At 68.2% G+C, this 13197-nt stretch carries 13 protein-coding genes; 2 read left to right on the plus strand and 11 right to left on the minus strand.

All coding sequences use genetic code 11. From position 1 onward, the window contains the following. Window positions 1–14 precede the first annotated feature (14 nt). The 11 genes from K7C20_RS07925 to K7C20_RS07975 all read right to left on the minus strand — a co-directional run bounded on the left by K7C20_RS07925 (window position 15) and on the right by K7C20_RS07975 (window position 10326). The gene (locus K7C20_RS07925) at window positions 15–851 is read right to left on the minus strand and encodes an aminoglycoside phosphotransferase/kinase family protein (RefSeq protein ID WP_053208370.1); all 837 of its coding nucleotides are present in this window, start codon (window positions 849–851) and stop codon (window positions 15–17) included. Next, window positions 848–1504 carry a histidine phosphatase family protein gene (locus tag K7C20_RS07930; RefSeq protein WP_053208371.1) on the minus strand — a complete coding sequence of 219 codons (657 nt, stop codon included), beginning with the start codon at window positions 1502–1504 and terminating at the stop codon, window positions 848–850. Before K7C20_RS07930 ends, K7C20_RS07925 begins: the two co-directional genes overlap by 4 nt. Then, on the minus strand, window positions 1501–2265 hold the full coding sequence (locus tag K7C20_RS07935) for a phosphotransferase (RefSeq protein ID WP_053208372.1): 765 nt from the start codon (window positions 2263–2265) through the stop codon (window positions 1501–1503). The genes K7C20_RS07930 and K7C20_RS07935 overlap by 4 nt, the downstream gene beginning before the upstream one ends. Further along, window positions 2262–3107: a class I SAM-dependent methyltransferase gene (locus K7C20_RS07940; protein WP_245170925.1), complete on the minus strand. Its 846-nt coding sequence runs from the start codon at window positions 3105–3107 to the stop codon at window positions 2262–2264. The genes K7C20_RS07935 and K7C20_RS07940 overlap by 4 nt, the downstream gene beginning before the upstream one ends. Before the next feature lie 31 nt (window positions 3108–3138). After that, window positions 3139–3651, minus strand: a complete 513-nt coding sequence (locus K7C20_RS07945; RefSeq protein ID WP_030078714.1) for a P-loop NTPase family protein — start codon at window positions 3649–3651, stop codon at window positions 3139–3141. 96 nt (window positions 3652–3747) lie between these two features. Then, the gene (locus K7C20_RS07950) at window positions 3748–4800 is read right to left on the minus strand and encodes a glycosyltransferase family protein (RefSeq protein ID WP_030078712.1); all 1053 of its coding nucleotides are present in this window, start codon (window positions 4798–4800) and stop codon (window positions 3748–3750) included. Continuing rightward, the gene (locus tag K7C20_RS07955) at window positions 4797–6515 is read right to left on the minus strand and encodes a carbamoyltransferase family protein (RefSeq protein ID WP_053208413.1); all 1719 of its coding nucleotides are present in this window, start codon (window positions 6513–6515) and stop codon (window positions 4797–4799) included. The genes K7C20_RS07950 and K7C20_RS07955 overlap by 4 nt, the downstream gene beginning before the upstream one ends. A gap of 8 nt (window positions 6516–6523) precedes the next feature. After that, window positions 6524–7480, minus strand: a complete 957-nt coding sequence (locus K7C20_RS07960) for a thymidylate synthase (protein WP_048829064.1) — start codon at window positions 7478–7480, stop codon at window positions 6524–6526. Then, window positions 7477–9345 carry a glycosyltransferase family protein gene (locus K7C20_RS07965; protein WP_053208373.1) on the minus strand — a complete coding sequence of 623 codons (1869 nt, stop codon included), beginning with the start codon at window positions 9343–9345 and terminating at the stop codon, window positions 7477–7479. Before K7C20_RS07965 ends, K7C20_RS07960 begins: the two co-directional genes overlap by 4 nt. Continuing rightward, window positions 9342–9788 carry a helix-turn-helix domain-containing protein gene (locus tag K7C20_RS07970; RefSeq protein ID WP_030078700.1) on the minus strand — a complete coding sequence of 149 codons (447 nt, stop codon included), beginning with the start codon at window positions 9786–9788 and terminating at the stop codon, window positions 9342–9344. Before K7C20_RS07970 ends, K7C20_RS07965 begins: the two co-directional genes overlap by 4 nt. Window positions 9789–9864: 76 nt before the next feature. After that, complete coding sequence (locus K7C20_RS07975) at window positions 9865–10326, minus strand: ATP-binding protein (protein ID WP_048829063.1); 462 nt, start codon at window positions 10324–10326, stop codon at window positions 9865–9867. A 635-nt stretch (window positions 10327–10961) separates the two neighbouring features. Here K7C20_RS07975 and K7C20_RS07980 point away from each other — a divergent pair. Further along, the gene (locus K7C20_RS07980; RefSeq protein ID WP_048829062.1) at window positions 10962–12230 is read left to right on the plus strand and encodes a helix-turn-helix domain-containing protein; all 1269 of its coding nucleotides are present in this window, start codon (window positions 10962–10964) and stop codon (window positions 12228–12230) included. Further along, complete coding sequence (locus K7C20_RS07985; protein ID WP_048829061.1) at window positions 12227–13105, plus strand: aminoglycoside phosphotransferase family protein; 879 nt, start codon at window positions 12227–12229, stop codon at window positions 13103–13105. Before K7C20_RS07980 ends, K7C20_RS07985 begins: the two co-directional genes overlap by 4 nt. The last annotated feature ends 92 nt before the right edge of the window (window positions 13106–13197 follow it).

A 13197-nucleotide genomic window follows, 5' to 3' on the forward strand; every position in this document is an offset into this window, starting at 1 on the left:
CGGGTGGGTGGTGGTCAGCTCAGTTGGGACAGGACGGTGCGGCCGTGGGCGCTCAGGAGGACGTCGTCCTGTTCGTGGCCGCGGACGAGCGCGGTGACGGCTTCGATGGCGCCGAAGCGCTCCAGGAGCCGTTGTTCGGTGTCCGTGGGGCGACTGCCGTATCCGGTGAAGAAGGCCTCGCGCAGTTGAGGGGCCGCCTGCCAGTGGCGGAATTCGAGGCGGGCGAAGTCCCTGAGGCGGGCGTCGCGTCGCATGTGCTCGAAGTCGAAGGTCCAGAACCCGTCTCCGACGCGCCAGTTCCTGGGTTGGTAGTCGAGGTGGCAGATGGCGCTGTCCATGCAGGTGCCGGCCAGCTCGTCCGCGGTCTGCAGGAGGAGGTGCCGCTCGCTTCCTGATAGGAGCTCCGCAAGATCGGCCCTGGCAACCCAGCTTCGGAGACGGCCTGCCAGCTCGTCTCCCATGTCTTCGGTGCTACGACGGTTCGTTGCGTGATGGAGAGTGCGAAGTGCAGCTCCGGCGTGGTGGTGCGCTCGTTCCTCCTCGGCCGAACCGGGTGGCAGTGCGTCGCCGCTCCGACCGGAGACCGCGGTCAGCAGGAGGGTGTGCGTCGAGTCCTGGCGGCCGACCAACTCAGGGGCCTGGTTGCGGAGATGGCGTCTCCACCGCAGGTAGGCGTGCGTCTCTTGGCCGTATCGCGCCTGGCTTCTGTGCTGCTTTGCGAAGTAGGTGTTGCCCCGGGTGTCGATGAGCTGCAGGAGGTGGGGCGGGAGCGTCCGGTCGGCGACGACGCTGACAGCTCCGATCGTCTGACACGCGAGTTGGATGCGCGGATCGCTGTGAGCCTCGCTCATGGCGTCGCTCCGGCCGCCAATGCGGCGAGATGGGCGGTGTCGTTGTGCCGGTCGAGCATCCAGCGGCGCTGGCCGAGCCGGTTGTGGTGGTGCTGCCAGCGGGTGACGGAGGCGTGGGAGACGGTGAAGCCGGCTTCCGTCATCGGCCCGAGTCCCAGCAGGAGGGCGTGTGCGGCGAGGACCGTTTCGCCGTGGGCGGCGAACAGGAGTCGGCCCCCCTCGTGGCGGGTGATGAGGTCGTGGAGGAACGCCTCGGCTCGCTGGAGGTAGCCGTTCCAGGTGTCGGATCCTGTGGCCCACGGTTGGTCTGGGTGAGCGTGCGGTCCGCCGTTGGCTGCGGTCTTCACGTAGTGCCAGGGCTTGCCGTCGGCCTCACCGTGAACCGGTCCATCGAGGCCGGGTTCAACAAGTGGCTCCAGGCCGAGAGCGTGTCCCAGGATGTGTGCGCTCTGTTGGAGGCGCAGGCGGGGGCCGGCGTAGAGCGCGGTGAAGGGCTGGCCTCGGTGCTCGGCGGCCAGCTGGGCTGCCGCCCGCTGGACCTGGAGGTACCCGAGGTGGGTGAGCCCGGTGCAGGTTGCGGGTCCGCCGACGCGGCCGTCGACGTTGCACCGGGCCTCGCCGTGGCGGACGAAGACGAGTTCTGTGGTGATCATGAGGTGCCTTGGAATTGTGGGCGCTGATGCAGCCAGCCGTAGCGGTAGCCGTGACGCCCGGCATAGGGCGCGGTCAGCACGGCATGCAGTGCGAGGAAATCGCCGAGGCGCTCTCGGCTTGTCGCCCCCAACTGGGCGTCGTGACGGGCAGCGGCATGGTTGTAGCTGTTCAGGGCCGCTTCGATATCGGGTGGCTCAATCGGGCCGTGCGTCATGATCAGCGTCGCGATCAACTTGGCCAGGTCGTATCCGAACGGCGCGAGGGTGAGGTCGTCCGTGTCGACGCAGAAGACCGTGCCGTCCTTGGTGATCAGGAAGTTCCGCGGGTTGCTGTCCTTGTAAAAGGCGGCAGGCCCTTCGGTGGAGCGCTCCAGCAGCGTCAGCATCGCGTGCAATGCGGCTGTGTCGGGCAGAAAGCCCTGCTCCAGCCGCTTGCTCAGGGCTACTTCCCGACAGGACCGGAAACCCGCGAGAAGGCTGCCGTCCCGAAATTCGTGCGACACGTCCAGCCGTGCTTCGTGCAGGTCGCTCGTCCAGGCAGCACCGTGCGCATCGCCCAGGAGCGCGGCCAGGGACCGCAAGTCCTCCTCCTGCGCATGACGACCGTCGATGTGCTCGAAGGTCAGACTGGCCGGCCCGATCACAGTTAGCGCCGGCTGCCGTAGTGGCTTCACGTGGGTGGCGAGCCACCCGTAGTTGTGGGCGGCAGCAGTCGCCTTCGCCGGGGTCTCGTAGTGCTTGGTGAAGTAGAAGGGGGTCACGTCCGACCTCCCGCCGACCGGGCCACGACATAGGTGATAACCGAGGTGCTGCTGATCGGCTTGTCCGGGTGCCACTCATGGAGCGCGGCGGCCAGGGCGCCCGGGTTGCCGTACAGGCCTGGTGCGAGGTCGTACTTGGGATTGGTGGCGAGGTACTCGGCGGCATGGTCGAGGCCGGAGAACTCGAAGCGATGCTCCTCGTGTTCGACCGTCACCACGTCCATGGCCGACTGCGCCAGATCGGCGAGGTTGCCTCCGTGCGCGGTGGCGTAAAGGCTCTCGTGCCGGTCGGCGTGCGGGTCGAGACCGGCGGCGGTGATGAGGGCGTCCATGTCGCTGTAGCTGTCGAGCGCCTTGGTGACCAGCACGGCGAGTCCGCCTGCGGCCAGGGTGCGGGCGATTTCCGCGATTGCCCGCCCGGGGGCTGGTGAGTGGTAGAGACAGAACGCCGCAACGGCCAGCTCACACGAGTCATCGGGCAGAGGTAGGTGGTGAAAGTCCCCTTGGAGGAACGCAAGTTGGGTTCCGGGGTAACGGCCGGCGCGGCTTCGGGCGGCATTCAGCAAGGCGGGAGAGGCATCGATACCCACGAGCCGCTGCGGCTTCAGCTGCTCGGCAATGACGCAGCTGCTGGTTCCGCGGCCGCATCCGATGTCCGCTACCAGGCCGGGAAGGCGATCGGACTCGGTTCGGTGTGCCTGGGCCAGCTGGACGATCGTCTCGGGGACGGGCCGTCCTGCGATCTTGGCCCGCATCAGTGCGCTGGAGCGGCGGGCCAGTCGGGCGGTTTTGCCGTATAGCTCGCCCTGGCGGCCGGGGTCGAGAAACGGGTTGTTGATCACGAGCCGCACCCCCGCTCGGGGCGCGGAACGATCAGATGTGCTTCGCGGCGACCTGCTGGAGCCAGCGTCGCGTGTGCTGGCGGCTGGTGAGGAGCACCACTTCGGCATGGCCGGCGGCGAATTCCTCGATCTTGGCCATGACCCGCGGTCGCATCTTGCGCCGGTACGTGGCGACGTAATTGATCACGCCCCAGGTGATGCGATTGTGCACACCGTTGCCCTTGTGCCCGGCGCCGTGCCGGAGCTGCCGGGAGAAGATCCCCCACAGTGCGGCCGGTGTCGAGACGTCCATCAGCACCACGGTGTCGCACGCTTCGAGCCGGATCTGCAGCGTGGAGTTGTAGTTGCCGTCGATGACCCACGTCGGCTGCGCGACCAGGCCGCGCTGCACCTCGGCGAACTTCTCCATGGGCAGGGCGTTCCACTCGTCGTCGTAGAACGCGGCGTCCAGGTGCGTCACCGGAGCATCCAGGATCTCGGCCAGTTTGCGGCCAAGATCCGACTTGCCGCTGCCTCCGCAGCCGACGATGGCAACCTTCTTCATGGTGCTCCAGCCTAGAGGTGTTCGGGTGCCCGGGCGGCTCGGCCGCCGGAACACATACGGATGGTCGGGGCTTGCTGGCCCGTACCAGGCGGTTCGTCACGCGGCTCCCTGCCTCGGCGACGCTGCGGCGGTAGCTACGGCCAGCACGGTCTCCAGCGCGTCGACCTGGTGGCTGAGGCGGAACAGCTCCAGTCGGCCGATGCACTCCGAGATCAGTTCGGCGTGCTGGTGGCTGCCAGCGATCTTCTGGAGGGCCTCGATCCGCTGGATCACTTGGTCGCCGGACCTGACCATCAGGTCCTCGGGGAGGAACCGCTCGACGTGCCGGATGCTGTCCGGCGCCAGCGGCAGGCATCCGGCGAGGACTGCCTCGAAGATCCGCTGGGTCATCTGTCCGACCGCGGCGTACCGCTCAGGCAGGAGCAGGATCGTAGCCAGTGTGCTGCTGTAGAGCCGGGAGACGGCGTTGAACGGGATTCGGCCGAGGAAGGTGACGTGTGGCCAGCGCGCGGTGTCGGTCCATTTGCCGCCCACCTGGTGCTCGAAGCGGGCGGCGGCTGGAGCGAAGAAGCCGTCGAATGCGTCGTCGCGGTCGTACTGGTTGCCGACGTAACCGAGCGGCGTCCTCCGGTCCTCGCTGGCCAGGGCGATGGGGTCGGCGCCGTCCAGGAGCGCGTCGGCCACGGGGAAGAGCAGACGGTGGGCACCCGCAGTGGGCGTGAGAGCGGCCTCGCACACCTCGACGTTCCGGGTCCGTCGCCAGATGCTGTCCTCGCGCAGTTGCCGGTCCTTGTCCCAGATCACCGTGGGGGTACGGCGGCGAACGGTGTAGTGCTGGAGCAGCTCTGCCTGGCGGTGGAGATCACAGGTGTGTCCTTGGGTGCCGCAGGCGGTGGTGTTGCGTCCTTCGATGGACCAGCGCCATTCGAGGAACAGCACGTCGATGTCCGGGATGCCGGCGTCGAAGGTGTATGCGCCGCCGAGGTCGTCTCCGGCTTCGAGGCGATCGCGGTCGGCCTGGAGAAACACGATGTCGTGGCCGCGACCGAGGAGCGCGTCGATCAGCGGCCGCCGGTGGCTGCGGCCTCCGTCGGGGGTGTCCATGACTCCGTTTCCGAGGAAGCCCCAGAAGCTGTATCCGATCTTCATTTGGTGATCCACCGCCCTTCGAGCAGCAGAGCATCGAGCCCGGAGTTCGCGAGGCAGTCCAACGCCATTTCCGGGGTGCCACAGATGGGTTTTCCCTTGACGTTGAGCGAGGTGTTGATCAAGACGGGCACTCCCGTACGGCGGGCGAACGCCTCCAGGACCTCATGCATGAACGGGTTCTGTGCCGCGGTGACGGTCTGGAGGCGGGCGGTTCCGTTGGCGTGGACGATCGCGGGGATGCGCTCACGGGCAGCGTCGGTCACCTGGGAGGCCATGGACATGTACGGGGCGTCCTGGCCGAGGGAGAAGAACTCCCGGGCGCGGGCGGAGGTGACCATGGGGGCGAAAGGGCGGAAGGGCTCGCGGAACTTCACCGTGGCGTTCAGGCGCTTGACCACCCCGGCTTCGAGGGGCGAGGCGAGGATCGAACGGTTCCCCAGGGCGCGGGGGCCGGCCTCGACGCGGCCTTGGAACAGCCCCACGATCATCCCGTGGGCCAGCTGGTCCGCGAGAAGCTCCGCGGCATCCGCGCCGAGGAGCTTCTGCTTCAGTCCGGGCCACGGGGTGAGGTCCAGCTCCGGTTCCGGGAAGGACGGGCCGAGGTAGCAGGTACGGGCGATTCCGGACAGCGGCCGTTGGCTGCCGCTGTCGGTGTGCACGGCGACCGCGGCGCCGATCGCCGTGCCTGCGTCGCCGGGGGCCGGCGGGATGAAGACCTCGTCGAAGATGCCGGCGTCGATGATCCGTCCGATGCTGACGCAGTTGGTGGCCACGCCACCGCCCACGCACAGCCGACGTGAACCGCTCAGGAGACGGGCTCGTCGCGCGAGATGCAGCATGATCTGCTCGGTGCGCTCCTGGAGGGCGGCGGCCAGGTCCTGGTGGATCTCCTGGACCGGCTCGTCCGGATGGCGCCGCGGGCAGGTCGCGGCGACGAACCGAGGGGAGGTGCGTGGGTAGCCGGAGGTGAGCACGCGGGGTGGGAAGTACGCCGGGTCGACGACGAAGCCGGTGGCTGTGGTGCGGACTGCGCGGGTGAAGATGGGTCGGAATCGAGCGGGGTCGCCGAGCGCTGCGAGGGCCATGACAGTGCCTTCTTCGTCGCCGCGGCGCCAGCCGAGGTGCTCGGTGACCGCTCCATACACGTAGCCCAGCGAAGCCGGGTCCGTGAGCGCCTCCATCATGCGGACCCGCGGGCGGGCGCCGCGGTGAGCGTGGGCGATGGTGGTGGTCTGGCGCTCGCCGAGGCTATCGACGACGAGAACAGCCGCCTCCTCCCAGCCCGACGCGGTGAACGCGGCCAGCTGATGCGCGCGGTGGTGCAGTACGGGGGTGACGCGGGCGTCGGGGAAGCCCTGCGCGAGGAGTTGCAGGCGACGCCGGGTACGCACGGCGACCTTGGCGAATCCTGCCGCACGCGGTATGGCTCGTGCGCGGGTCGTGCCCGACAAGACCATCCGCAGGGCTGCGGGCGCCTCGGCGAGGTAGCGGATCGGCTGGAAGTTGTACGCGACGGCATCGACGTCACCGGCCGTGATGCCGGCCTCCCCCAGCAGCCACCCGATGGCCTGACGCGGGTACTCACGGGTGTGCTTCTGCTGGGACAAGCGCTCCTCCTCGACGAAGCCCACCAGCTCGCCGTCGATGAGGAGAGCGGCAGCGGAGTCGTGGGTGAAGGAGCACACGCCCAGGACAACGGACGGAACGTGGTCCACGACGGTCGTCACCTCGTCCCCACCGGTGCGGAAGCCGGCGTGCCGCCAACGCGACGAGTCAGCTGGGCGTACCAGGCAGTCAGGGCCTCACCGAGCGGCCCGTCGATGGCGTCAGCGATACGCCACGCCTGCTCGCGCTGTCCGCCCTTCCACAGGCGGTAGCTGCGCATCGTCTCGGCCACGGCATCCCAACCCGGGTGCCCCGTCTCGCCACCGACTTCAACCCGGTCGAGGAGCTTCTCGAACCCCTCCCATGGCGTGGAAAGTTCAGGCATCAGCGGGCTCGCTGCCACCCCGGTCAGCGCATCAGCTTTCTCGATGTCGCGCTCGTAGATGTGGAGGGAACCGACGTGGTGGTGGTATTCACCCATGCTGGCGTCCAGCCATCCGGCGACCAGCTCGTGGAGCGTGGTGAAGAAGAACAGGTCGTACGGCATGCCGATCCATACGTCCTGGCCGCGCATCGTGGTCGACATGTGCAGTCGTCCGCCGCGCAGGTGGAAGCGGAAGCCGAGTGTGCACGGGACGTCTTTGTGGCCGGCGGTATCCCGCGCCGGGTCGTAGAGCTGGATGGTCGCTCGCCGGGAGTCGGGGTCGTCCTTGAGGATCTCCACGACGCGGTGGAGCTGGTCGACCTCCCCGCCCCAGTTCCGCATCCTGGGCCCATACGCACCGCGGAGAACGCCATCGTCGGCGTACTGCCGCAGTCGTCCGTTGTAGCCGAAGATCCACGGGGCGTCGGAGCCGGAAAGGTGCCAGACGGTCTCGGCCACCGCGAAGGCGGGGTTCACGATACGGGCGGGCGGCGCGTAGAGGAGCCGTGCACGGGGCTGGGTCAGGCACATGGTGAGGTCGAGGACCTCTCGGGTGGCCATCCCGCGCGGGCTGACCTTCTCTCCGCTCTTGGCCAACATCACGGCACAGGTGAAGAGTTCGGCGACGCTGTCGGCGGTCAGGTTCGTCATCGGATGGTGGCTCCCTCGCCCTCGGGCATGCCGGACTCGGCGCACTCGGGGTGGTGGTCGATTGGGTCGGTGCGCGAGATGCCGGCCTCGGCCTGGCGGACGATGAGCTGCGCGATGTCGTCCGCGCTGTGCCCTCGCCAGCGACAGACCGCATCGCGCGCTTCTCGCGGTACTCGGGCGCTCCCCCTGCTCACCAGGTCGAGCGCATCCGCGACATCGGCAGCCGTACGGCAGCGGTGCGCGATGGCGTGTTCTGCAAGGCCGAGCGTGCGGTCACCGGCGCGGTCCAGTTCGAGGAGAGGTACGTCGAGGAGTACGGCTTCGATGCCGCACGTGGAGGACACGCTCACCAAAGCGTCCGCACCCGCCAGGCAGCCGCGCGCTCCGACGGACAGGTCGGCCACGGCCACTGGCGGCTCTCCGTCCCGCCGCAGCAGGCGTTCGAAGAGGTGACCCCCTTGGGCTGGGTGCGGGGCAATGACCAGCCCCCAGAGTCCCTGGGCCTCCTTCAGGCCGTCGAGGATGATGTCCGCCTGAGCTTGGAGGCGCTCAGGACCGAACGGCTGGCAGGCCCACACCGCGATCCGCTCCGGACCGCGATCCGCTCCGAACAGTTTCTGGAGATAGCGACGCTGTGCTTCCTGTCCGAGGCCAGCAAGGGCATCGAAGCGCGGCTGCCCCAGGACGTGGATCGCCGCATCAGGGTGCCGAACCCATGCCCTTGCCGGGGCGACATCTCGGTCACCCATCACAACGATGTGACGGCTGTGGAGCGCGGGCCAAGCGACCGCACCTGGGATCCACGCCCCGTGCTGGACGTTCACGGTAGTGGCACCATGCCGCTCTGCGGCATGCGCACCGAGAGCCCCGAGCGGGCTGATGTCGTTGCTCAGCAGCACGGTGTGCGGGCGTACCGCATCGAGTAGCTCGTGAAGCCACTCCTCCACTCGCACTATGGATCGCCAGGACGGCTGGGTGCACCCAGCGCCCCCTTCCAGCAGCGCGGCCGCCAGACGCTCCAGCCGGTCCAACCGAACAGTGTGAACGCCGACTTGGACCGTGCCTTCGGTTCCGTCGGGGTCTTCGGTATCCAGACGCAGCCCGGGAACCGTGCCCGAGGCGGTGAGGGCCTTGGCGGGCGCTCGGCACAGGGTGATGGACTCGCCCGCGGGAGCAGAACAGCGCTCCATCGGGTCGGTGGCGAGGTCGACCAGCACGCTGGATCGGCCTTCGTCTGCGAGCTCTTCCAGCACCGGTAGCAGCGTCTGCGCATGCCGGGTTGACCAAGACAGCGCCACGATCTCTGCCGTGGGTGCGGCGGAAGCCGTAGGCGCACGTGCAAGTCGTCTGTCGGGGTGCAGCGTTGTGAGCTTGCGCAACCGGGCGGAGCGCGCCGGATTGTGCGGCGCCGGCGCACCAAGGGCGTACGCGACACCCGACCAGGTGACGGTATACGCGCGGTACTCTCGTGAGCTGCTGTCCCGCAGCCCGAGCAGTCCTTCGTACGGAGCAACGGTCACGAGCCCGGGGGTCTCAGCGAACTCGGGCCACGCGCTCAGCGCCAGAAGCTTGCGCACCAGCTGGGTGACCAGACGCCGTACGGGAACGTGCTGTACGTACAACCACGAGGCGCCGCCCGGAGTCTCGGCTCGTCGAGAGCTGTACGCCTCCAAGGCGGACATGATGTCCGCGACGTGCCGATCCGCCGCCGTTCTGTCGATAGGCAAAGCCTCAAGGTCCTGTGTGGTGATGCGGGCAGCTGTCGTGCACCGCAGGGACGCTTCCCCGACGAGCGCCCACACGGTCTGCTCCCCCACGAATGTGCGGACGAGGCCGAGGGCACTCCTGAGGCCGGACGCCGTCATCGGGATCGCGCTCCTTCGTCGCTGTTGAGGATGTGCCAGCTCCAGGCGAGGCTTACTCCGTGCGCGGCGTCGGAGGCGCCCATCTTGTCCAGCAACCGGCGGATGTGCTTCTTGGCGGTGTGGTGCGACATGAGTTGCGCATTCGCGACTTCTCTTGCACCCGCGCCCTGGGCGAGCAGCCTGAGCGTGGTCGTCTCCTCGTCAGAGATCTCCGGCCGCGCTGCCTCCACGCCCTTCGGCCGGGCTACGTGGCCTGCTCGGCACGCCATGTCGGCGAGGGCGGGGCGGCGGCTCCTGCCCAGCTTGGTTCGGATACTGCGGAGGTTGGTCTTGACGGTGTCCTCGGCCAAGCCGATGCGGGCCGCGATCTCGCTGTTCCCCAAGCCATCAGCGACGAGGCCCAGGATCTCGGATTCCCTTGGTGTCAAACGGACCAGCGGCACAGGCGGTGAGTGTGCGGGCATGACGGAAAGCTCCAGGATGTGATCGGGCGCGTGGAGTGGTGAGCGCTGGCTGCGGTCAGACGGCCGACGGCGTCGATGGCCAGCGCAGGAAGGCAAGGACCCGTTTGCCGGTGCCGTCCGGTTTGAGGCGTGAGGTCCAGGCGTCCGCCTCGGCGGCCACAAGGCACAGGCCCCGGCCATCGAGTGCGCCGGTCGGCCCCTCACGTGGCACCGGGAGCTGGCGGGAGTTGTCCTCCAGCTCGATCCCCACAACGGCGTTCTGGTAGGAGATCTTCAGTGTGATCTCCTCCGACAGGCCTTCAGGCTTGGTTCTTCCGTGGCAACGTGCGTTCGTGACGAGTTCGCTGACGATGAGCAGTACGCGATCGGCGAGAACGTCCAGGCTCCACTCGGCGAGCTTCGTCCGGGTGAATACCCGGGCCCGGCGGGGAGCCAGGTCGTCGGAGGACAGTGAGATGCTCGATTGCAGCTCGGCGTGCTCGATGACGGCTTCCAGGGCCAGGGCGGTGGTCTTCATGCCGGCCCCCTCACGCCATCCGCCGGACCCCATCAAGGACTCGGCTGCGGCCGCCGTGCCTGCCGGAGATCGGCCGGTCATTGAGCCGTCTCCCTCAGCACCAGCATCGCAGCAGCAGCTCGCTTCGCGACGGCGCGGGCCTGGGCGGAGGGGTGCTGCTCACGCTTGGCAGTGCTATGCGGATCCACGCCAGCACGGTGCCGAGCCTCAGCAACCGCCGCTTCCCCACGGAGAATGTTGAACGCGATCTGGTGGTTCGCCGTCATGGACATACCTCCCAAGGTCCTTGCCACGCCGAGGTCAGTTCGTCTCGGCAACGGCTGGCGGATCACGCTGCCACCAGGCGTGAGAGATCGCATATCGCCCGAGTGATAAGGGAATTGGGCTGCAATATGGCAATTGCAATGCCAGCATGAGCACCATGCGTCCGTATCGGTCGGCCGAGGTCGGGAGGGGCAGTGAGCGGTGAGCGACGTTGCCTGAAGTGCGGGTGTCGCCTCAGCCGCTACAACGCTGACGAACGGGAACTGTGTGGGGCGTGCGCACGAGCCGCGCCAACCTCAACCGCGCCCGAGCCACGCTCCGTTCCGGCCCGTATCTGGGCGGACCCCGGGATCCAAGAAGCCCTCCGGGAAATGGACTTCGGGCAGGTGAGCCGTCTCCTACGGCAACACGCCAAGTTGCGGCAAGACGACCTCGCCCGCCTCACCGGACTCAGCCAGGGCTACCTGTCCCAGCTCGAATCCGGAGCCAGACGTCTGACGCGTCTCGACAAAACCGAGGCGTTCCTGGACGCGCTGGATGTGCCGGTCGAGCTCCGTCCGCTCGCTTCCGGCAGTACGCCTGTGCACGAGGCGCCGCAGCCCGAGCGTGAGGAAGCCGATCATTTGCGCTCGCTTGCCACCGGAGCGGCGCAGTCCTCCAACGCGTTCGCTGAATTCATTTCGTCAAGCAACGTCAGCACAGACGAGCTGGAGCAGTTCGGATTCACGCTCGCCCGCATCGCCACCGACTACGTCCACGCACCGTTGCTCCCGCTGTTCACCGAGCTCGTCGCGGTACGGGATCAACTCTTCGACCGCCTGCAAGGCCGCCAGCGCCCCCAGCAGAGCCGCGAGCTGTTCATGCTCGCGGGGACGGCCTGCCTGCTGCTCGCGCACGCTTCACAGAACCTCGGCGAACAGCCATCAGCGCTGGCACAGATCCGTACCGCGCGCCTGTGCGCCGAGCAGGCGGACCACACCGGCCTGCGGGCGTGGGCTGCAGGCACGGCCGCACTGATCACCGAGTGGTCGCCACAGAATCGGATGTCGCTGAAGCTGACGGAACACGCCGCCCAGCTCGCCCCGGCAGGCGAGGCCCGTATCCGCGTCGCCGCGATCGAAGCCCGCGCGGCGGCCCGAATCGGCGATCACGAGCTGGCACTGGCCGCGATCGACCGGATGCGGCAGGCCAGGGAGGAGACACCGCTCCATGACGAGGTCGAGCAGTTCGGCGGTCTGCTGACCTTTCCCCTCGCGAAGCAGGATTACTACCTCGGCGGCACCTACACACTGCTCGGGAAGTACGAGGAGGCCCACCGGCACGCCACCGCCGCCATCGCCGCGTACCGCAGCGGCCCAAGAGAAGAACGCTCGTACGGGGACGAGGCTCTGGCCCATATCGACCTGATCACCGCCGGCATCCTCCAGGGAGACTCCGACGGGGCGACAACCGCCCTCCAACATGTCCTGGACCTGCCGCCGCAGATGCGCATCCGCCAGCTGGGCAGCGCCATGGATCGCCTCGGCAACCTCATGCGCCGAACCGACCTCAAAGGCGACCGGACCATCGGGCAGCTGGCGGACCTCATCCACGGCTACCAGGTCATCGACGGCACGGCCGCGCTACGGTCAGAGCGATGACCACGACATCTCTTACGCCCCAGGGTGCCGCTCAACGGGCCTGCACGGTCTGGGGGCTCTCGGCGCGCGGGCTCTCGCCCCTACGTACCCACGCCACCTCCGTCTATCTACTCCCCCACGCCGACGCTGTTGTCCGAGTAAGCCGGAACGAACAGCGTGACTCGATGCAACGAGCCATCGCCCTCACCCGGTGGCTGGCCGGCCACGGACTTGAGGTCACCGAGCCACTCGACGTATCGCAGCCCCTGGACGTCCACGGATACGCGATCACCGTGTGGCAGCACTACCCGCAGCCCGACGGCCCGCCTCCCGGCCCGGAGCACCTGGGCCATCTGCTCAGCCGGCTGCACCGGCTCCCCGAGCCCCCCATCGAGCTGCCCGCCTATCGCCCCCACCTGGCTCTGCGCCCCGTCGTCGAGTCCAGCACCACCCTCACGCCCAGCGACCGCGAGTGGATACTCGGCCGCTCCGACGAACTCCTGGACGCCTACGCGCACCTCGACTTCCCCCTCGGCCAGGGCTTGATCCACGGTGACGCCTACCCAGGCAACACCCTCTGGGACGGTTCCGCCGCCAGGCTCAGCGACTGGGACGAGGCAGCAATCGGCCCCCGCGAGACCGACCTCGCCAACACCTTCCAGGGCGTCCGCTTCGGTCGCACAACCGACCAGCTGCGCGCTTTCTCCTACGCATACGGCTACGACCTCACCGACTGGCCAGGGCTCCCGGTGCTCACCGAGCTACGGGACCTCCACACGCTCGGCTCCTTCATCCGCCGGGCCGACCTGGGTGACCTGGAGGCGGCTGCCCAGCTCGCCTTCCGGCTGGACACTCTGAAACGCGGCGACCGTACGAAGAGCTGGGTCGTCCACTGATCTGTGTGAGGGCCCAACGTCGTCATCTGCGCGACGCCGGTGGACAAGCAGCGCGTAGAGCACGCACCCGACAGCCCGCATCAATACCCGTC

Origin of the sequence: Streptomyces decoyicus, assembly GCF_019880305.1 — a bacterium.
GTDB lineage: Bacteria > Actinomycetota > Actinomycetes > Streptomycetales > Streptomycetaceae > Streptomyces > Streptomyces decoyicus.

Bases quoted from the DNA above. Each gene is read 5' to 3' on its own strand.
- K7C20_RS07950 (WP_030078712.1), bottom strand. From the start codon at position 4,800: ATGAAGATCGGATACAGCTTCTGGGGCTTCCTCGGAAACGGAGTCATG.
- K7C20_RS07960 (WP_048829064.1), bottom strand. From the start codon at position 7,480: ATGACGAACCTGACCGCCGACAGCGTCGCCGAACTCTTCACCTGTGCC.
- K7C20_RS07925 (WP_053208370.1), bottom strand. From the start codon at position 851: ATGAGCGAGGCTCACAGCGATCCGCGCATCCAACTCGCGTGTCAGACG.
- K7C20_RS07975 (WP_048829063.1), bottom strand. From the start codon at position 10,326: ATGAAGACCACCGCCCTGGCCCTGGAAGCCGTCATCGAGCACGCCGAG.
- K7C20_RS07985 (WP_048829061.1), top strand. From the start codon at position 12,227: ATGACCACGACATCTCTTACGCCCCAGGGTGCCGCTCAACGGGCCTGC.
- K7C20_RS07980 (WP_048829062.1), top strand. From the start codon at position 10,962: ATGGACTTCGGGCAGGTGAGCCGTCTCCTACGGCAACACGCCAAGTTG.
- K7C20_RS07930 (WP_053208371.1), bottom strand. From the start codon at position 1,504: ATGATCACCACAGAACTCGTCTTCGTCCGCCACGGCGAGGCCCGGTGC.
- K7C20_RS07965 (WP_053208373.1), bottom strand. From the start codon at position 9,345: ATGACGGCGTCCGGCCTCAGGAGTGCCCTCGGCCTCGTCCGCACATTC.
- K7C20_RS07945 (WP_030078714.1), bottom strand. From the start codon at position 3,651: ATGAAGAAGGTTGCCATCGTCGGCTGCGGAGGCAGCGGCAAGTCGGAT.